The following is a 16,507-nucleotide window of genomic DNA, read 5'->3' as shown; positions in this document are numbered from 1 at the left end:
GCTCTACGTGAGGACGCGCCCGTGCCCTATCTCGGCCTGATCGTCGCCGTGCTCTGGATCTTCTGCCTCATCGACGTCATCACGGCCGACGAAGGTGGCATCCGTCACCTCCCGAAGACGGTCTGGCTCCTGCTCGTCGTGTTCCTTCCTCTCGCCGGGTCCGTGGCCTGGCTCGTGGCGGGCCGGCCCGTCGGCGGCGGCATCTGGGGCGGTCCCGACGCGGGACGCCGACCGAGCGCGACCCGTTTCCCCGAGTACGACGTCCGTCCCGGCCGCGCGGTCGCGACGAACTCCGAGTCCGACGAGGAGTTCCTGCGTCGGTGCCGGGAACGCGCTCAGCAGCAGCGCGACGCCGCCCGTCGCACCAGGAATCCCGAGCACGACTGACGCGTACGCGTCGTCCCGACCGGTCGGCCACGTGGGTTAGGGTCGGCTAATGCATGACGCACCTCCGTCGACCGGCGGGGCCATCCTTCGCCGCACCACCCGGCGCCACCGTGTGCGACTCGTCGGTTCGTCGGCCCTGTTCTGTGTGCACCAGTTCTGCGAGACGATGGTGCCGGTCGCCATCGGTCTCATCATCGGCCGCGCGGTCGAGACCGGCGACGTCACCGCGATGATCGTCTCGTTGCTGGGGCTGGCGGGTCTGTTCGTCGTCCTCTCCTACGCGTACCGCATCGGCGCCCGCATCATCGTCGTCGCGATCGAGCGGGAAGCACACCTGCTACGCGTGGAGGTCGCGGGACGCGTGCTCGACCCGCGCGGCGTCCAGGTCGATCTCGGCCCCGGCGAGTTGTTGACGGTCAGCACCTCGGACGCCGAGAAGACCTCGTGGGCGCTCGACGCCATCGCCCGGGTCGCCGCCGCGGTCACCGCCCTCGTCGTCACGGCGGTGGCACTTCTCGTCATCGATGTGCCGCTCGGGCTGGCCGTCGTCATCGGCACGCCTGTCCTTCTCCTTCTCCTGCAGTTGTGTGCGCCGTTCCTCACCCGCGCCGCGACCGATCAGCAGGCGGAGGTGGCCCGCGTCTCGGGTCTCGCCACCGATCTCGTCAGCGGCGTACGGCCCCTCCGCGGTATCGGCGCCGAGGACGTCGCGTCCCGGCGGTTCGTGCAGTCGAGCCGACGTGCACTGGCCGCGACGATGCGTCTGGCCCGTGGCAACAGCGTGTATCTCGGTGTCTCGGCAACGGTGGGCGCGCTGCTGTCCGCCGCCGTGGCCGGCACGGCCGGGTTCCTCGCTCTCGAGGGCCGAATCTCCGTCGCCGAGTTGATCACTGTCGTCGGACTGGCGCAGTTCCTCATCGAGCCGCTGAGTTCGCTCTCCCGACTTCCCGGCTTCCTCGCGGTCATCCGCGGATCAGCGGACCGGTTGGCATTGGTTCTCGGCGCCGACCCGGTGGTCACCTCCACCGGTACGCGGTCCCCCGACACCTCGTCCGTCGGACTCGACGACCTGTCCTACGGGACCTTGACGCATCTCGACCTGCATCTAGGGCGCGGCGAGATCGTCGGCGTCGTCGCCTACCGGCCGCAGGACGCCGATGCATTGGCCGCCGTCCTCTCCGGGCAGGTGTCGCCCGACGACGTCACCGGACGGCTGACGGTCGGCGGCGTCGACGTGACCGAGCTCGCGCTCCCCGAGGTCCGCCGCACCGTGCTGGTGGAACCGCACACGTCGGATCTGTTCGCCGGCACGGTGCGGTCCAACATCGCCCTGGACCGCGGGAGCGACCTCGACGCCGCGGTGACCGCCTCCGCCGTCACCGACATCGTCGCCATGCACGACGGCGGTCTCGACCATCCGGTGACCGACCGCGGTGCCAGCCTGTCCGGTGGGCAACGCCAACGAGTCGCCCTCGCCCGCGCACTCGCGGCGCAGCCACCGGTACTCGTCCTCCACGATCCGACCACCGCCGTCGACGCGGTGACCGAACACGCCATCGCCACCGGCATCGCGGGACTGCGTCACGACGGCGACGCCCGCACCCAGACGACGGTGCTCATCACCACCAGCCCCGCGCTCCTCGCGGTCACCGACCGCGTCGTCGTGCTCGACGAGGGGCGCGTCGCGACCGTCGGCACCCACCACGGGTTGGCGGAGACGGACGAGCGCTACCGAGAGGCGGTTCTGCGATGACCGAACCGACCGCACTGCTGCCCATCGCGAGTGGACGGCGATGCTGGGCGTTCCTTCGCGGCGAACTCCGTGCGCGGCGGGGATCGGTCGCGCTCACCGTCGCCATCGGCGTGGTCGCGGCGGCGATGGCGCTGATTCCCGTGTACGTCTTCGGCATGCTCGTCGATCGGGTGACCGAGGGCGCACCGACGTCCACGATCGTCGGTGTCGTGACGGTCATCGGCGCCGCGGCGGTCGCGGGCGGCGTCTTCACCGGGATCGGCGCCTACACCGTCAGTCTGCTCGGCGAGAAGATGTTGGCCTCGCTGCGCGAGCGCGTCCTCGGTCGCGCACTCCACCTCCCGGTGAGCACACTGGAGCGAGTCGGCAAGGGAGACCTGCTCTCCCGCGTCGGGGACGACATCGCGGTGATGGCGAAATCGCTCGGCGAAGTGGTGCCGAACATCCTCGCCGCCGTGCTGCTGGTCCTGCTCAGTCTGATCACGATGCTCGGGCTCGACTGGCGTCTGGGACTCGCGGGCATGGTCGCGATCCCGATGTACGTGATGGCCCTGCACTGGTATCTGCCGCGGTCCGCCCCGATGTACGCCGCCGAGCGCGTCGCGATGGGCGAGCGCGCCCAGTCTCTGGTCAGCAGCATGCAGGGGGCCCGCACCGTGCGGGCGTACGGCATGGAGGGTGAGCACCTCGCGCGCATCGACGCATCGTCCGGCAAGGCTCGCGACATCGCCGTCACCGTCTTCCGTCTCTTCACCCGGTTCGGCTCGCGCAGCAACCGGGCGGAGTGCGTCGGCCTCTCGGTCATCCTCACCGTCGGCTTCCTGCTGGTGCGCGAGGACGCCGTCACCGTCGGTCAGACCACCGCGGCGGCACTGCTGTTCCACCGGCTCTTCAACCCGATCGGCATGCTGCTGTACTCGTTCGACGACATCCAGTCGGCCGGGGCCTCCCTCGCACGACTGGTGGGCGTCATCGATCTGCCCGACGACCGCTCTCCCGGGACCGAGGCGGAGCCCGCCGACGGCACCGTCGTCGTGACGAACCTCCGCCACTCCTACGACGGGGTCGACGACGTCCTGCACGGGATCGATCTGCGGATCGACGACGGCACGACGGTGGCACTGGTCGGCTCGACCGGCGCCGGCAAGTCCACCATCGCCGCGCTCGTGGCGGGCTCGATGCGAGCGGACTCCGGATCGGTCCGGGTGGGCGGGGTGTCGCTCGACGACATCGGCTCCGATCGACTGCGCCGGCACGTCGCGATCGTCAGCCAGGAGGTGCACGTGTTCGCCGGACCGCTCATCGACGATCTGCGGCTCGCGGCACCGGACGCGGATCGGGAGACGGTCGAGCACGCGCTGCGGACGGTCGGCGCGCACTCGTGGGTGAGCACCCTCGAGGACGGTCTCGACACGGTGGTCGGCGAGGGCGGCGTCGAGCTGACTCCGTCTCGCGCGCAACAGATCGCACTGGCCCGTATCGTCCTGGCCGATCCGGCGGTCGCCGTCCTCGACGAAGCCACCGCCGAGGCCGGCAGCGCCGGCGCGCGCGACCTCGAGGAGGCCGCCCGGGCCGCCACTCGCGGACGGACGACGATCGTCGTCGCCCACCGCCTCACCCAGGCGGCGAGCGCCGACAGCGTCGTGGTGCTCGAGCACGGCCGCATCGTCGAGCAGGGGCCGCACCGGGATCTGGTGGAGGCCGGCGGCCGGTACTCCGAACTCTGGTCCGCGTGGCGAGGGCGCTAGTCCTCACGTCGTCAGACGGAGCGACGGAACAGCCGCGAGCTCGCCCGGCACCGCGGCACCGGACGTCACCACCAGCGCGTACTCCCCGGCATCGCGCACGGTCGCGCCACGGCGGAACACGCGCAGACGCCCGGGATCGCGGCCCTCTGCCCGCATCGCCTCGACGTCCTCGGGGGTCGGCTCGCGCGCGACGGACGCCGACACCGTGCCGCCCGGCTCGGCGGACGGTTCGGGCAGCGGGAGGTCGGGAGCGAGCGGGTCGGTGTCCAGCAGGATAGCCGTGCGGCCCGGCCGCACCAGCGCTGCAGCGACCGTCAGCAGACGGGGGCTCGTCGTCCGCACCTGCGCGGATCGGCCACGGTGCAGGGCCCGCAGGGCGGACCACTCCTCCGTACCCGGGTCGAACAGCTCTGCGGGCGCGCCCATCTCGATCATCGAGGACACCACGGCACTGGGCGTGGTGTCGCCGACCGTCAGGGGCCAGCGCGGGAAGAGGGATCCGGGCCAGACGTACCCGGTCTCCCCCGCCCAGTCGGCCGGGTACGCCTGCGGCGCCTTCGCGGCCAGGGCGCGACGATGGCTCGCGTGCACCGAGTCGTCACCGAGCCAGGGCGGCAATCGGCCGTCGTCGCGCAACTCGTCGTACGTCCACGCACGCCCGTCGCTGTAATCGAGGAGCCGTGACTCCAGGGCCTCCGCCCGCCCGCGGGCCGCCCACTCCCGGCAGGTCGCGATCCCGTAGGCCACGAGCGCCGGGGTGAATCCCCGCCACATCACCACCGCCGGGTGGTTCTTCCACCCGTAGGAGGGCCATACCAGGGCGCGCAGGATCTGGAAGGTCTCGACGCGTTGCTTCCCGAGCCGCTTGTCGTCGAGCAGCTGTGCGCTGCGGGCGAAGCCGGGGTCGGGGAGGAACGTCTGCATCCCGAGAGGGTGACCGACGAGGGCCGCGTCGAAACGAGGGTGCCGCTGCGGAGTTGCGACCTGCTCGAGTCGAACCCTGTGCCGACCCCTCTCACTGCGACAGCATCGTGTGTCATGACGATCTCCGTCGAGACGAACTCCACCGACTCCGGGCAGTGGCGTCTCGCCGCGGTGTGCCGCGGCGAGCGCAGCGACCTGTTCTTCTCCCCCGCCGGAGAGGGACGACGAGCTGCCCGCGAACGCGAGGAGATCGCGAAGAGGCTGTGCGCACACTGCCCGGTGATCGCTCGGTGCCGCGAAGTGGCTCTCGAGTCCGCCGAACCGTACGGAGTGTGGGGCGGGTTGACCGCCCGCGAACGGCGTCAGGTGCGCCGGGCCGTCTGACGCGCGACCGTGCGCACGGGCCCGGTACTCCCGCGCACGACGAGTGACGGCTCGACCACCAGCTCGGCGGGCGCGAGGCTCTCGTCCTCGAGGCGGGCGATGGCGAACCGCACCGCCGTCGCGGCCAGACCCTCGGCGTCCTGCCGGACGGTCGTGAGATCGATGCGCGAGAGGTGCGCCAGCTCGCTGTCGTCGTATCCCACCACCGAGACATCATCGGGCACAGCGATTCCGGCACGGTGGAACGCGTCCATCAATCCCACCGCGCACAGATCGTTGCCGGCCATCACCGCGGTGGGCACCCGCCGCTCGGCGACCATGCGCGTTCCGGCGGCACTGCCCGCCTCCTCGGTGTGCGCACCCGGCCACACCACGGCGGGAAGACCGCGCTCGTCCATCGCGGCGCGGAAGGCGGCGCGACGCTCGGTCGCACCGGAGTCGGTGCCACCGTCGACGTGGTGGATGTCCACGTGCCCGAGTCCGACGAGGTGGTCGACCGCCTGACGCACTCCGTGGTCGTCGGCGCTGCGCACGATGTCGAAGTCGGTGGCGGGCAGGGCCCGTCCGATCATGACCACCACCGCCCGCTCCTCGAGATGCGCGACGTACTCGGGTGTGGACGACGGACCGAGCAGGATCACGCCTTCGCAGCGATGGCTGAGCAGCGCCTCGATCGCCTTCGTCTCGTCCCGGCCGGGCGCGCTCGCGGACAGCAACACCTCGTACCCGGCCGCCTCGGCCACGGGATAGATGTGGGTCACGAGATCGGCCTGGAACGGCTGTCGCACGTCGATCACGACCCCCAACGTCCTGCTCCGCCCGCGCGCGAGGAGTCGCGCGGCGTTGTCGGGTCGATAGTCGAGTTCGCGCGCAGCGGCCAGGACACGGTCGCGAGTGTCGTCACTCGCACCCGGTTTGCCACTGAGGACGAACGACACCAGGGTCCGGGACACTCCCGCCAGAGCGGCGACGTCACTCATCGTCGTCTTGCGGCTGCGGGGCGGCGTGGACACCGGCACTCCTCTGGGACGGGGCTTGACACGGAAGCGTGATCCACCTCATAGTAGCTTAAGCGCGTTACTTAAGCGCGTTAGTGCCACAGCACGAGCGCCGGACATTCTTCGAGAGGAACCCCCGAGACATGAGCACGATTCGCGTCGGATCCGCCCCCGACTCCTGGGGAGTGTGGTTCCCCGAGGATCCTCAGCAGACCCCGTACGGCCGCTTCCTCGACGAGGTGTCGGCGTCGGGCTACGAGTGGATCGAACTGGGCCCGTACGGCTACCTGCCCACTGATCCGCAGAAGCTGCTGTCGGAGTTGGGCTCTCGGGGTCTCAAGCTGTCGGCCGGCACGGTGTTCGAACACCTGCATCAGGACGACGCGTGGGACGCGGTGTGGACGCAGATCGAGGACGTCGCCAAGCTGACCGCCGCCGCCGGCGGGAAGCACGTCGTCGTCATCCCCGAGATGTGGCGTGACCCCTCCACCGGCGCGGTGCTCGAGGACCGCGACCTCACGGCAGACCAGTGGCGCAAGAAGACCGAGGGCATGAACGAGCTCGGCAAGCGCATGTTCGAGCAGTACGGCGTCAAGGCGCAGTACCACCCGCACGCCGACAGCCACGTCGACACCGAGGAGAACGTGTACCGCTTCCTCGACGGCACCTCGAGCGAGTTCGTGAACCTGTGCCTCGACACCGGCCACATCAGCTACTGCGGCGGTGACAACATCGCGATCATCGAGCGGGCACCCGAGCGCATCGGGTACCTCCACCTCAAGCAGGTGAACGAGGAGGTCCGCGCCAGGGTCGCAGCGGAGGATCTGCCGTTCGGCGAGGCCGTCAAGCTCGGCGCCATGACGGAACCGCCGCTCGGCATCCCGGACATGCCCCCGCTCCTGAAGACCATCGAGCGCCTCGCGGACGACGGCAAGCTCACCGCGGACATCTTCGCGATCGTCGAGCAGGACATGTACCCGTGCGCCGTCGACGCTCCCCTGCCGATCGCGCAGCGCACCCGGAAGTACCTGGGCTCCTGCGGCATTCCCGCCGTCACGTTCGCCTGACCACACTTCGCACCTACAGAAACGGATTGACACGATGACCACCGAACTCCGCATCGCGGTCCTGGGTGTCGGCATGATGGGTGCCGATCACGTCGCCCGCATCACCTCGAAGATCACCGGCGCCCGCGTCGCCGTGATCAACGACTACGTCAGCGCGAAGGCCCACGAGCTCGCCGCGACCATCCCCGGCTGCCGCGTCGTCGAGGATCCCCTCGACGCGATCGCCGACCCCGAGGTCGACGCCGTCGTCCTGGCCACTCCCGGCCCGACCCACGAGAAGCAGCTTCTCGCGTGTCTCGAGCACGGCAAGCCCGTCATGTGCGAGAAGCCGCTGACCACCGATGTGGCCACGTCCCTCGCCGTCGTGGAAGCTGAGGCCGCGCTGGGCAAGAAGCTCATCCAGGTCGGATTCATGCGCCGCTTCGACACCGAGTACGACCAGCTCAAGGCACTCATCGATTCCGGCGAGCTCGGCCGTCCGCTGGTGGTGCACTGCGCACACCGCAACCCCGCCGTGCCGCCGCACTTCGACAGCGCGATGATCGTGCGCGACTCGCTGGTGCACGAGGTGGACGTCACTCGCTTCCTCCTCGACGAGGAGATCACGTCGGTGCAGATCATCAGCCCGTCGGCCAATCCGTCGGCACCGCAGGGCCTGCGGGATCCGCAGATCGCCATCTTCACCACGGAGTCCGGTCGACACGTCGACGCCGAGGTGTTCGTCACCACCGGCGTCGCCTACGAGGTGCGCACCGAGGTCGTGGCCGAGCACGGCAGCGCGATGATCGGTCTCGACGTCGGCCTCGTCCGCAAGTCCGCTCCCGGAACCTGGGGCGGCACCATCACTCCCGGCTTCGTGCAGCGCTTCGGCCAGGCCTACGACACCGAGATCCAGCGCTGGGTCGACGCGGTGAAGGCCGGCGCCGAGACGGGCAACTACGTCGACGGCCCCGGAGCGTGGGACGGATACGCTGCAGCCGCGGTGTGCGAGGCCGGCGTGAAGTCGCTCGAGTCCGGTGCCCCGGTCGCCGTCGAGATGGTGCAGCGCTCGTCCATCGTCGGTGCCTGAGATGAAGATCGCGCTCGATCCGACGCCGTTCCATCATTCGCATTCGCTGCTCGAGCTGCCCGCCGTGGTGGCCGATCTGGGGTACGAGTGGTTGCAGCTGACGCCGCACGTGGACATGATCCCGTTCTTCAACCATCCCAAGGCCGATGACGGGTTGGTCGCGAAGTTCCGCAAGGCGTGCTCGGACGCCGGCGTCGGGATCGCGTCGGTGTTGCCGGTGCTGCGGTGGTCCGGTCCCGACGAGGACGCCCGCGAGGCGGCCGTGCGGTACTGGAAGCGGGCCATCCAGATCACCGTCGACCTCGGGGTGTCGACGATGAACACCGAGTTCTCCGGTCGACCGGAGAAGCCGGAGGAGTCCGAGCGGGCGTTCTACCGGTCGATGGAGGAACTGGTCCCCATCATCGAACGGGAAGGACTCGATGTCCTGATCGATCCGCATCCGGACGATTTCGTCGAGGACGGGCTCGCCGCGATCCGCACCATCCGCGGGATCAACTCCCCGAACATCGGGATGGTCATCGTGGCGTGCCACCAGTTCCACATGGGCGGTGACCTGCCGGCGATCATGGCCGCGGCCGGGGACATGGTGCGTCTGGTGCACGTGGCGGACACGATGGATCATCACCGCTCGCACGGGTTGCGGTACATCACCAACCCACCCGGCAACGCGGTGCGGGTGCACCAGCACCTGAAGATCGGCGACGGAGACGTCGACTGGGACCAGTTCTTCGGCGGCCTCGGCTCACTCGGGTTCTACGACAACGACACCGTCATGGTGTCGAGCGTCTTCGCCGAGAACGAGAACGCCCACGACGTCTCCCGCTACCAGCTCGAGACGATGACCCGATACGTCGAGAAGTACCGGGCCTGATCGCCTCTCACGAGAAGTGTCAGGACGGCTGGACCCCGGGGGTGCGCACGATCATGGGCACCCCCGGGAACACCGCCGCCATCTCGGCGCGCGACTTCCGCAGCGCCGCAGTGCCGTAGCCCTTCTTCCGGTGTCCGGGGTGGATCCACACCCGAAGGTCGATGTCGCCACCGGCGAGCTCGCCGAAGACGATGCCCACCTTCTCCGCGCCCTCGCGTGCGACGAACCACGCGGCCTGCTCGGAGTCGAGGCGGTCCCGTGCCGCAGCCAGCTCGGTGTCCAGATCACCGGCCGCTCCGCCGGATCCGTCACCCGCGGAACCGACGTCCGCGAGGCGGGCGGCGAACAGGTCGCGGTCGTCGTCCGAGAACGCTTCCAGCACCAGGGTCTCTCCCGCGCTGGCAGGACGCTCGGCCAACGTGAAGTTCAGGCGACTGTCCAGGTCCTCGAGCTCGGCGGCGTTGCTCCGGCGGGCGTCCTTGGTGAGGCTGGCGAACGACATGCCCATGACTGCCTCGCCGCCCAACCGTGACGTGCCGAGCAGGGTGGCGATCGCCTCCACGGCGTCGGGCCGGGTCTCGGCCTCGACGATGACGTCGAGCACCTCGTGACGACGTTCGAAGGCCGCCAGTAGGGCGGACGTGATCTCTCGGCGAGCGGCAACATGATCGTGATCGGTCATCGCGTGATCATAGGGCTTCGCCCCCGTGCGCGGTTTGCGTACTCGGGGATGCGCGAAAGGCTCACGGGGGGATCATGGACCCATGCACCCGAGACCGCTGCGCAGGATGGGTTTTCTCACGATCGGACTGTTCGACGGGGACGACCCCGCGGCCGGGCACGAGTCGACGCTCGCGATCATCGAGCTGGGCGAACGTCTCGGCTTCGACAGCGCCTGGTTGCGGCATCGCCACCTGCAGTACGGCATCTCCTCCCCCGTCGCCGTGCTGGCCGCCGCATCGCAGCGGACCTCGCGGATCGAGTTCGGCACCGCCGTGACTCCGCTGGGGTGGGAGAACCCGGTGCGGCTGGCCGAGGACCTCGCCACCGTCGACATCCTGTCCGGCGGGCGCCTGAATCCCGGGGTCAGCGTGGGCCCGCCGATGAACTTCGACCGGCTCAGGGATGCGCTGTACCCCGACACCGCCGATCGGGAGGACTTCAGCTACGCCCGGGTCGAGCGGCTCCTCGCCGCGATCCGAGGCGATCGTCTGACGGACTTCGAGGGGATGGACGGCATCGAGGTGCATTCCTCACGCGCACAGCCTCATTCGCCCGGTCTTGCGTCCCGGATGTGGTACGGCGGAGCGTCGCTCGGGTCGGCTCGCTGGGCCGGCGCGAACGGTATGAACTTCCTGACGAGCAGCGTCGTGAAGGCCGAGGAGGACGACGACTTCGACCGCATCCAGCTCTCCCACATCGAGGCTTTCCGCTCGGCACACTCGGCGGGGAACGGTGCTCGGGTCTCGCAGGGCTTGGTGGTGATTCCGACCGACTCGGCCACACCGAGCCAGCGTGCCCGCTACCGGGAGTACGCCGATGCCCGTCTGGGCCGCACCCGGTCACCGGTCGGCCCGGCCCGCCTGCTGTTCGCTCCCGATCTGGTGGGCACCACCGAGCAGCTCGTGGAGCAGTTGCAGGCGCGCGCAGCCTTCCGGGAGATCGACGAGGTGGCGTTCGCTCTGCCTTTCAGCTTCGACCACGACGACTACGTGCAGATTCTCACCGACATGGCGACGACGCTCGGGCCGGCGCTCGGGTGGTCACCGGCCGGTGGGCTCGAGGAGTAGACGCGCGGCAGCACGCGCACGGTCGAAGGGCCGCTCGACCACTCCCATTCCCGCGCACACCAGCGCGCCCTCGTGCACGAGCATCAGCAGGTCGGCCGTGCCCACCGGATCGGGCACTCCTGCGGCCGCGAGGATGTCGACGAACAGATCGGCCATCCAGCGCTTCTGCCCGATGATCACCGGATAGGCCGGGTGGGCGGGGTCGCTGATCTCCGCGTGCGCGTTGACCATGCTGCATCCCTTGCCACTTCGCTGCGCAGTCCACTCGGCCGAGGCGACGAGCACCGCATCGATCCGATCGCCGGCCTCGTCGGCGGAGACGGCACCCAGCCGGACGGCGAGGAACTCGCGCCACTGACGGTCTCGTTCCCGCAGGTACTCCACGACGAGCCGTTCCTTGGACTCGAAGCGGTCGTACAACGTCTTCTTCGTGACGCCGGCTCGCGCCGCGATCGTGTCGACGCCGACCGCGTGAATGCCCTGCTCGTAGAACAGCTCGTCGGCCGCGGCCAGCACGGCACGCGCCTTCGGCGTCCAGGCGACCTCGGATGTCATGTTTCGAACTATACCGATCTGTGTAGTCTGCTGTCATGAGTAGACAGATCGGTATACCTGTGGATCGACGCACTGCCGTCGGGTCGGTACTGGCGGGCGCGGCGTTCGTACTCTGCTGGTCGTCCGGTTTCATCGGCGCGAAGATCAGCGGTGAGGACGCTGCCGTCACCACTGTCCTGATGTGGCGGTTCCTCCCCCTCGCCCTGCTGCTCGCACCGACGTGGCTCCTCGGGTCTCGCCGAGTTCGAGGCCCGGACCTGCGGCGGCAGGTGATCGTGGGCTTTCTGTCGCAGTCCGGCTACCTCCTCACCGTGTACTGGGCCATCGGCCTCGGGGTCTCCACCGGCACCACGGCCCTCGTCGACGGAGTGCAGCCACTCGTCGCGGCAGCGCTGGCGGGCCCCCTGCTGGGCGCGGCGGCCTCGGGCCGACAATGGATCGGGCTCCTGATCGGTGCTCTCGGCGTCGCGCTCGCCACCGTTGCGGACGCCACGGCGACCACCGCGACCACCCCGGCGTGGGCCTACCTCGTTCCGCTGGTGGGAATGATGTCTTTGGTCGCCGCGACCTTCGTCGACCGTCGCGCCCAGCGACCGGCACCCGTCAGCGCCCTCGGAATCCACTGCGCCACATCGGCCGTCGTCTTCACCGCCGGCGCGGTCGCGACGGGCACCGCGGTACCGCCGACGACACTCGACTTCTGGGCGGCGACGGCGGGACTGGTGGTGTTCGCGACGTTCGGCGGGTACGGGCTGTACTGGTATCTGCTCGACCGGGTGGGGGTGACGAGGGTGAACGCTCTGATGTTCCTCGTACCGCCCGTCACCACCGTGTGGGGCGCCCTGCTCTTCGGCGAGCCGTTCACCGCCCTCACCGCGATCGGTCTGGCGCTGACCTTCGTGGCCATCACTGTCGTCACGATGCGTTCCCGGGCCGGAACCCGACGGGACATCCCGGAGTCGTCGCTAGCATCGGTGTCATGACGGACGGCCGGGAGTACACCGAGGACGGCCACCACATCGTGATCGACGGGCGGAAGTGGCGCGCCACCGATCCCGACATTCCCGAGGAGCGCGGCGCCGAACTGCGGTCGATCCTGATGGCGTGGCGACGCGACGTCCGCCGGACCGGCGGCGCCGCGGAGTCCCGCGCCGGTGTACAGGCCGCCAAGGTCGCTCTCGGCGAACGCGGCACGCCGTGGTGGGAACAGTCCGACGACGAACGCCGCGCGCGTTGGGAGACCGACGTCCCGAGGCCCGGTACCGACGACGCGTAGTCGGCCGCCGTCCGGGTAACCCCCGCCCATGGCCGACGACCGCGCCCCCGCCCCGCGACCGCGCAGCGTGCTCCCACCCGTGCTCCACGATCAGCCGATCCGGGCACGCGGGCGAGACCTCGTGCGTGTCGCCGATCTGGACGAGAGGGGCGTGGCCGAGGTGCGCACCGACGACCACGGGGTGCTCGCGGTCGGCATCCGGCCCGACGGGACACCGTTCGCCGTCGGGAACACGTGCCGACACCAACTCGCCAAGCTCGGGCGCGGGCGGGTGACCGAGAACGGCTGCCTCCAGTGCCCCTGGCACAGGGCGGAATTCGACGTGACCGACGGGTCCATGGTGTCCGGGCCCAAGGGAGTGATCTTCGGTTTCCCGCCCTACTCCGCAGTGGTGGCCGCCGTCGGACGCGCCGTACCGCTCACCACCGCGCAGGTGGAGATCGTCGACGGCGTCATCCGACTCGCTCACTGACCACGTCCACGGGGATCCTGTCGAACCACGGCCGCGCCACCTCGAGCTCCGCGGCGAGCACCAGCAGCCGAGTCTCCCCACCCGGTGGCGCCAGGAAGTGCACGCCGACTGGCAGACCGTCGACTGTCGCCGAGAGCGGAACACTCATCGCCGGCCGCCCGGTCAGATTGGCCGATTGCGTGTACGGGACAGCGGACAGGCTGCGCATCACCGCGTCCTGCACCGCGCCGAGCCGTCCGAGAATCGGTCCGAGTCGCAGCGCGAGCGCGAGCCGGGCGCCCACCCTCTCGACGAACGGGGTGTCGAAGGCGCCGATCAGCGGCGCGGGACCCGCCGTCGTGGGTGTCATGAGCAGATCGAAGCGGCGGTGGAATGCAGCGATGGCGCGGACGTGGTCCTGCCAGCGTGCCAGCGCCGCATCGTGATCCACCGCTCTCGTGGCGCGCCCGATCTCGGCGAGGACCAGCGTGTCGAGTTCGAACTCCGTCGTGGTGGGCCGCGCCGTGGCCGACGCGGACGACACCTCGGCGGCGAGGTGGACGAACCACGGCACGAGGAAGTCTCTGGCCAGCTGCTCCTCGTCGAACGGCGAGGCGACCTCCTCGACGGTGTGGCCCAGTTCGACGAGCAGGTCGCGGGCGCGGTCGAGCGCGGCGAGGACGTCCGGGTGGGGTGCGTCGTTCAGCGCCGATCGCGCCGCGACCCCGATCCGGAGCCGAGGACCCGGCCGGCCGAGTGCCTCCACATGGGACGTCGACGGGGCCGCGAACTCGAAGGGCGCGTCGTCGTCCGAGCCGCGCACGATGTCGAGGAACGCGGCCGAGTCGCGCACGGAGCGGGTGAGCACACCCGTGACGGCGCTACCGAAGAGCATCTCCCCGGCGCGGGGCCCGGCAGGGACGACTGCCCGGCCAGGCTTGAGTCCGAACAGGCCGCAGTACGCCGCGGGGATGCGGATGGAGCCGCCGCCGTCACTGGCGCCGGCGACGGGCACGATGCCCGACGCCACCGCGGCGGCCGAACCACCGGAGGAGCCACCGGGTGTGCGGGCGGGATCCCACGGGTTGCGGGTCGCACCGTGCGCCTGCGGCTCGGTGACTCCCTTGGCGCCGAATTCGGGTACGGCCGTGCGGCCCAGGACGACGACCCCGGCGTCGAGCCACCGTTGCACCACGGTGTCCGTGACCCGGGGCCTGGACGACGCCCCCGAGCGTGACCCCGACGTCTCGACGATCCCGGCCTGAGCCTGGAAGAGATCCTTGAGCAGGAACGGCACTCCCGCCATCGGACCGGACAAGGCGCCCGCGGCCCGCACTCGCGCGGCATCCTCCTGCCACTGCACGAGGGCGTTCAGGGTGGGATCCACCTCGCGCGCTCGCGCGATCGCGACCTCGACCAACTCCGCGGCCGTCACGTCGCCGGACGCGACCAGCTGGGCGAGCCCGGTCGCGTCGTGGGCCCGATACTCGTCGAATCTCATGGCGCTCAGACTAGGTGCGCGTGCCGCCGACGAGCGCCGGTGTCGTCGAAGTCTGGACACTGCACGGCCCGTGAACCCGCGAACCGATCACGCTCCAGCAGAGACGATCGCCCGGTCCACGATGCGCCGCAGCTGCTGCTGCTCTGCCTCGTTCCGAGGTGCGTAGAGGTAGAGATAGCTGTCCGGCAGCCCCACGAGGAACCGTCCGGCCAGCGGATGCCGCTCTCCCCAGCCACGCGAGACGATCTCGGCGACGTCCCGCGGATCGGCGACCACGTGCATCGACCCCTGCGCGTCGTGCACGTGGGCGATCTCTCCGCGAGCACGCCGAGCGGCGGCGCTGCGCGGGTGATCGACGTGGAGCGCGTCGCCTCGACGTTCCAGATGGCTACGCGCGCTGTGGCATCCGTCGGTGGAGCTCAGGATCGTCAGGTGATCCTGCAACGACCGGACACTGACGGGATCGCCGTCGGACACCACCTGCCGGTGCGGGATCGGGAACGGTGCCATGACGGGTCGACTGCCGCGGTCCGGCAACTCGAGCGCACCGACGGCGGCCCGGATATCGTTGTCGCGCAGTCGAATGGTCTCTCGACAGAGGGGGCGTAGAGCGGTCATGACCACCCAGCCGACCGGATTGTCGGGGAGCCCGCCCGGCCCGATCGCGCGCCAGCGTCGATAGTCGTCCAGGATCGCGCGCAGACCTGGCGTACGACGAACCGTGTTCATGACCCACCCCCATGTGCGACGGCCCCCACGACCGACCGTCGCATCATGCCCCGGGTGCACCCGGCGAACAACGGGCTCGTCGCACACGAGAGTCAGTGCGCGGCGACCGCCTCGGCGGGCCGCACGGCCTTGTAGGCGAGTGCACCGACCACACCACCGATCAACGGGAAGACCAGGAACACCCACAGTTGCGAGAGTGCGCTTCCGCCGGCGATCAGCGCAGGCCCGATGGAGCGCGCCGGGTTGACCGACGTCGAGTCGACCCCGATGGCGAGCAGATGCACGAACGCGAGCGTCAGTCCGATCGGAACCCCGGCTGCCGCAACGGAATGCGGCCCTGTCACGCCGAGTACGACCAGCACGAGAACTGCCGTTGCCACGATCTCCACGATCGCGACGGCGAGAAGCGAGTAGTTTCCTGCCGAGGCGTCGCCGTATCCGTTGGCGCCGAGACCGTCGACCGTCCGGTCGTATCCGGGTCGACCCGTCGCCATGGCGTAGACCACCAGGGCGCCGACGAGTCCGCCGATCACCTGTGCGGCGGCGTATCCGGCGGCGCGGGCGGCCGTCATGCGGCCGGTCACGAGGAACGCGAGCGTGACCGCCGGATTGATGTGGCAACCGGACACGGGTCCGAGCACGAACACCATCGCGAGCAGTGTCAGGCCGAAGGCGAGTGCGATTCCGGTGGTGCCGACGTCGTCGCCCGCCAGGACGGCGGTGCCCACACCTCCGATCACGAGAACGGCGGTGCCGATGGCCTCGGCGATGTAGACGGTGAACTTGGTCATCGTCGTCCTCCTCGTCGGGTGCGGCGCTCGTCGATCTTGCGCTTGGCGTAGCCCCACGTCACGCGGCCCAGGCCCTCGAAGAGTCGGCTGGACAGGCTCCGACGGGCGCTCATGCGCGCACCTCGTCGGTGCATTTCTCGATCGTGGTCATCATGGTTCCCTTCTTCGACCGGCCCGCGGAGCGCGAGTCGGTGTGTGTGGTCGGACGAG

The 16,507-nt window shown here is 70.0% G+C and carries 18 protein-coding genes; 11 read left to right on the top strand and 7 right to left on the bottom strand.

What is annotated here, in order from left to right; translation table 11 throughout:
- Positions 1-21 precede the first annotated feature (21 nt).
- The 3 genes from QE397_RS05125 to QE397_RS05115 are packed head-to-tail and all read left to right on the top strand — an operon-like array spanning position 22 to position 3,888.
- A complete protein-coding gene (locus QE397_RS05125; RefSeq protein ID WP_056446171.1) occupies positions 22-387 on the top strand; it encodes a PLD nuclease N-terminal domain-containing protein in 366 nt (121 codons plus the stop codon).
- Between the two features lie 49 nt (positions 388-436).
- A complete protein-coding gene (locus QE397_RS05120; protein ID WP_222630073.1) occupies positions 437-2,140 on the top strand; it encodes an ABC transporter ATP-binding protein in 1,704 nt (567 codons plus the stop codon).
- Complete coding sequence (locus QE397_RS05115) at positions 2,137-3,888, top strand: ABC transporter ATP-binding protein (RefSeq protein ID WP_222647474.1); 1,752 nt, start codon at positions 2,137-2,139, stop codon at positions 3,886-3,888. The genes QE397_RS05120 and QE397_RS05115 overlap by 4 nt, the downstream gene beginning before the upstream one ends.
- A 3-nt stretch (positions 3,889-3,891) precedes the next feature.
- Here QE397_RS05115 and QE397_RS05110 read toward each other — a convergent pair whose 3' ends face one another.
- On the bottom strand, positions 3,892-4,812 hold the full coding sequence (locus QE397_RS05110) for an MSMEG_6728 family protein (protein ID WP_307092154.1): 921 nt from the start codon (positions 4,810-4,812) through the stop codon (positions 3,892-3,894).
- A gap of 114 nt (positions 4,813-4,926) precedes the next feature.
- Between QE397_RS05110 and QE397_RS05105 the strand changes: the two genes are divergently transcribed.
- Positions 4,927-5,196: a WhiB family transcriptional regulator gene (locus tag QE397_RS05105; protein ID WP_056448604.1), complete on the top strand. Its 270-nt coding sequence runs from the start codon at positions 4,927-4,929 to the stop codon at positions 5,194-5,196.
- Here QE397_RS05105 and QE397_RS05100 read toward each other — a convergent pair.
- Positions 5,175-6,176: a LacI family DNA-binding transcriptional regulator gene (locus QE397_RS05100; RefSeq protein WP_222638599.1), complete on the bottom strand. Its 1,002-nt coding sequence runs from the start codon at positions 6,174-6,176 to the stop codon at positions 5,175-5,177. The two genes, QE397_RS05105 and QE397_RS05100, sit on opposite strands and share 22 nt — an antisense overlap.
- Before the next feature lie 161 nt (positions 6,177-6,337).
- Here QE397_RS05100 and QE397_RS05095 point away from each other — a divergent pair, with 161 nt between their 5' ends.
- From QE397_RS05095 to QE397_RS05085, 3 genes are read left to right on the top strand one after another with little or no spacing between them, the layout of a single operon-like run.
- Positions 6,338-7,261, top strand: coding sequence for a sugar phosphate isomerase/epimerase (locus QE397_RS05095; protein ID WP_027505594.1), 924 nt, complete (start codon positions 6,338-6,340; stop codon positions 7,259-7,261).
- A 34-nt stretch (positions 7,262-7,295) separates the two neighbouring features.
- Positions 7,296-8,330 (top strand): Gfo/Idh/MocA family protein, encoded by a 1,035-nt coding sequence (locus tag QE397_RS05090; protein WP_027505593.1) that lies wholly within the window; start codon positions 7,296-7,298, stop codon positions 8,328-8,330.
- A gap of 1 nt (position 8,331) precedes the next feature.
- On the top strand, positions 8,332-9,204 hold the full coding sequence (locus QE397_RS05085) for a sugar phosphate isomerase/epimerase family protein (protein ID WP_056448610.1): 873 nt from the start codon (positions 8,332-8,334) through the stop codon (positions 9,202-9,204).
- Positions 9,205-9,223: 19 nt separating this feature from the next.
- Here QE397_RS05085 and QE397_RS05080 read toward each other — a convergent pair whose 3' ends face one another.
- Positions 9,224-9,886: a GNAT family N-acetyltransferase gene (locus QE397_RS05080; protein ID WP_027505591.1), complete on the bottom strand. Its 663-nt coding sequence runs from the start codon at positions 9,884-9,886 to the stop codon at positions 9,224-9,226.
- 82 nt (positions 9,887-9,968) lie between these two features.
- Here QE397_RS05080 and QE397_RS05075 point away from each other — a divergent pair, with 82 nt between their 5' ends.
- Positions 9,969-10,994 (top strand): LLM class flavin-dependent oxidoreductase, encoded by a 1,026-nt coding sequence (locus tag QE397_RS05075; protein WP_307092148.1) that lies wholly within the window; start codon positions 9,969-9,971, stop codon positions 10,992-10,994.
- Here the strand turns inward: QE397_RS05075 and QE397_RS05070 are convergent.
- On the bottom strand, positions 10,968-11,549 hold the full coding sequence (locus QE397_RS05070) for a TetR/AcrR family transcriptional regulator (RefSeq protein WP_222630061.1): 582 nt from the start codon (positions 11,547-11,549) through the stop codon (positions 10,968-10,970). The two genes, QE397_RS05075 and QE397_RS05070, sit on opposite strands and share 27 nt — an antisense overlap.
- A gap of 35 nt (positions 11,550-11,584) precedes the next feature.
- Here QE397_RS05070 and QE397_RS05065 point away from each other — a divergent pair, with 35 nt between their 5' ends.
- Genes QE397_RS05065 through QE397_RS05055 form a run of 3 tightly spaced genes read left to right on the top strand, consistent with a single transcriptional unit; the run spans position 11,585 to position 13,297 of the window.
- Positions 11,585-12,532, top strand: coding sequence for a DMT family transporter (locus QE397_RS05065; protein ID WP_307092146.1), 948 nt, complete (start codon positions 11,585-11,587; stop codon positions 12,530-12,532).
- Positions 12,529-12,825, top strand: coding sequence for a hypothetical protein (locus QE397_RS05060; RefSeq protein WP_027505588.1), 297 nt, complete (start codon positions 12,529-12,531; stop codon positions 12,823-12,825). Before QE397_RS05065 ends, QE397_RS05060 begins: the two co-directional genes overlap by 4 nt.
- A gap of 28 nt (positions 12,826-12,853) precedes the next feature.
- Entirely contained in the window at positions 12,854-13,297 is a 444-nt protein-coding gene (locus QE397_RS05055) for a Rieske 2Fe-2S domain-containing protein (protein ID WP_222647467.1), read from the top strand.
- Here the strand turns inward: QE397_RS05055 and QE397_RS05050 are convergent.
- The 3 genes from QE397_RS05050 to QE397_RS05040 all read right to left on the bottom strand — a co-directional run bounded on the left by QE397_RS05050 (position 13,278) and on the right by QE397_RS05040 (position 16,297).
- On the bottom strand, positions 13,278-14,777 hold the full coding sequence (locus tag QE397_RS05050; protein ID WP_307092143.1) for an amidase: 1,500 nt from the start codon (positions 14,775-14,777) through the stop codon (positions 13,278-13,280). The two genes, QE397_RS05055 and QE397_RS05050, sit on opposite strands and share 20 nt — an antisense overlap.
- Before the next feature lie 87 nt (positions 14,778-14,864).
- Positions 14,865-15,506, bottom strand: a complete 642-nt coding sequence (locus QE397_RS05045) for a luciferase family protein (RefSeq protein WP_307092141.1) — start codon at positions 15,504-15,506, stop codon at positions 14,865-14,867.
- Between the two features lie 92 nt (positions 15,507-15,598).
- Positions 15,599-16,297 (bottom strand): aquaporin, encoded by a 699-nt coding sequence (locus tag QE397_RS05040; RefSeq protein WP_037185699.1) that lies wholly within the window; start codon positions 16,295-16,297, stop codon positions 15,599-15,601.
- Between the last annotated feature and the right edge of the window lie 210 nt (positions 16,298-16,507).

This window comes from Rhodococcus sp. SORGH_AS_0301, assembly GCF_030818285.1.
Classification (GTDB): Bacteria; Actinomycetota; Actinomycetes; order Mycobacteriales; family Mycobacteriaceae; genus Rhodococcoides.
Note: the sequence above shows the minus strand (reverse complement) of the source record. Positions and strands in the feature narration are given on the sequence as shown.

Coding starts and splice junctions, on each gene's coding strand:
- QE397_RS05060 (WP_027505588.1), top strand. CDS start 12,529: ATGACGGACGGCCGGGAGTACACCGAGGACGGCCACCACATCGTGATC.
- QE397_RS05090 (WP_027505593.1), top strand. CDS start 7,296: ATGACCACCGAACTCCGCATCGCGGTCCTGGGTGTCGGCATGATGGGT.
- QE397_RS05115 (WP_222647474.1), top strand. CDS start 2,137: ATGACCGAACCGACCGCACTGCTGCCCATCGCGAGTGGACGGCGATGC.
- QE397_RS05110 (WP_307092154.1), bottom strand. CDS start 4,812: ATGCAGACGTTCCTCCCCGACCCCGGCTTCGCCCGCAGCGCACAGCTG.
- QE397_RS05085 (WP_056448610.1), top strand. CDS start 8,332: ATGAAGATCGCGCTCGATCCGACGCCGTTCCATCATTCGCATTCGCTG.
- QE397_RS05120 (WP_222630073.1), top strand. CDS start 437: ATGCATGACGCACCTCCGTCGACCGGCGGGGCCATCCTTCGCCGCACC.
- QE397_RS05040 (WP_037185699.1), bottom strand. CDS start 16,297: ATGACCAAGTTCACCGTCTACATCGCCGAGGCCATCGGCACCGCCGTT.
- QE397_RS05070 (WP_222630061.1), bottom strand. CDS start 11,549: ATGACATCCGAGGTCGCCTGGACGCCGAAGGCGCGTGCCGTGCTGGCC.
- QE397_RS05100 (WP_222638599.1), bottom strand. CDS start 6,176: ATGAGTGACGTCGCCGCTCTGGCGGGAGTGTCCCGGACCCTGGTGTCG.
- QE397_RS05105 (WP_056448604.1), top strand. CDS start 4,927: ATGACGATCTCCGTCGAGACGAACTCCACCGACTCCGGGCAGTGGCGT.
- QE397_RS05075 (WP_307092148.1), top strand. CDS start 9,969: ATGCACCCGAGACCGCTGCGCAGGATGGGTTTTCTCACGATCGGACTG.
- QE397_RS05050 (WP_307092143.1), bottom strand. CDS start 14,777: ATGAGATTCGACGAGTATCGGGCCCACGACGCGACCGGGCTCGCCCAG.
- QE397_RS05080 (WP_027505591.1), bottom strand. CDS start 9,886: ATGACCGATCACGATCATGTTGCCGCTCGCCGAGAGATCACGTCCGCC.
- QE397_RS05065 (WP_307092146.1), top strand. CDS start 11,585: ATGAGTAGACAGATCGGTATACCTGTGGATCGACGCACTGCCGTCGGG.
- QE397_RS05045 (WP_307092141.1), bottom strand. CDS start 15,506: ATGAACACGGTTCGTCGTACGCCAGGTCTGCGCGCGATCCTGGACGAC.
- QE397_RS05095 (WP_027505594.1), top strand. CDS start 6,338: ATGAGCACGATTCGCGTCGGATCCGCCCCCGACTCCTGGGGAGTGTGG.
- QE397_RS05055 (WP_222647467.1), top strand. CDS start 12,854: ATGGCCGACGACCGCGCCCCCGCCCCGCGACCGCGCAGCGTGCTCCCA.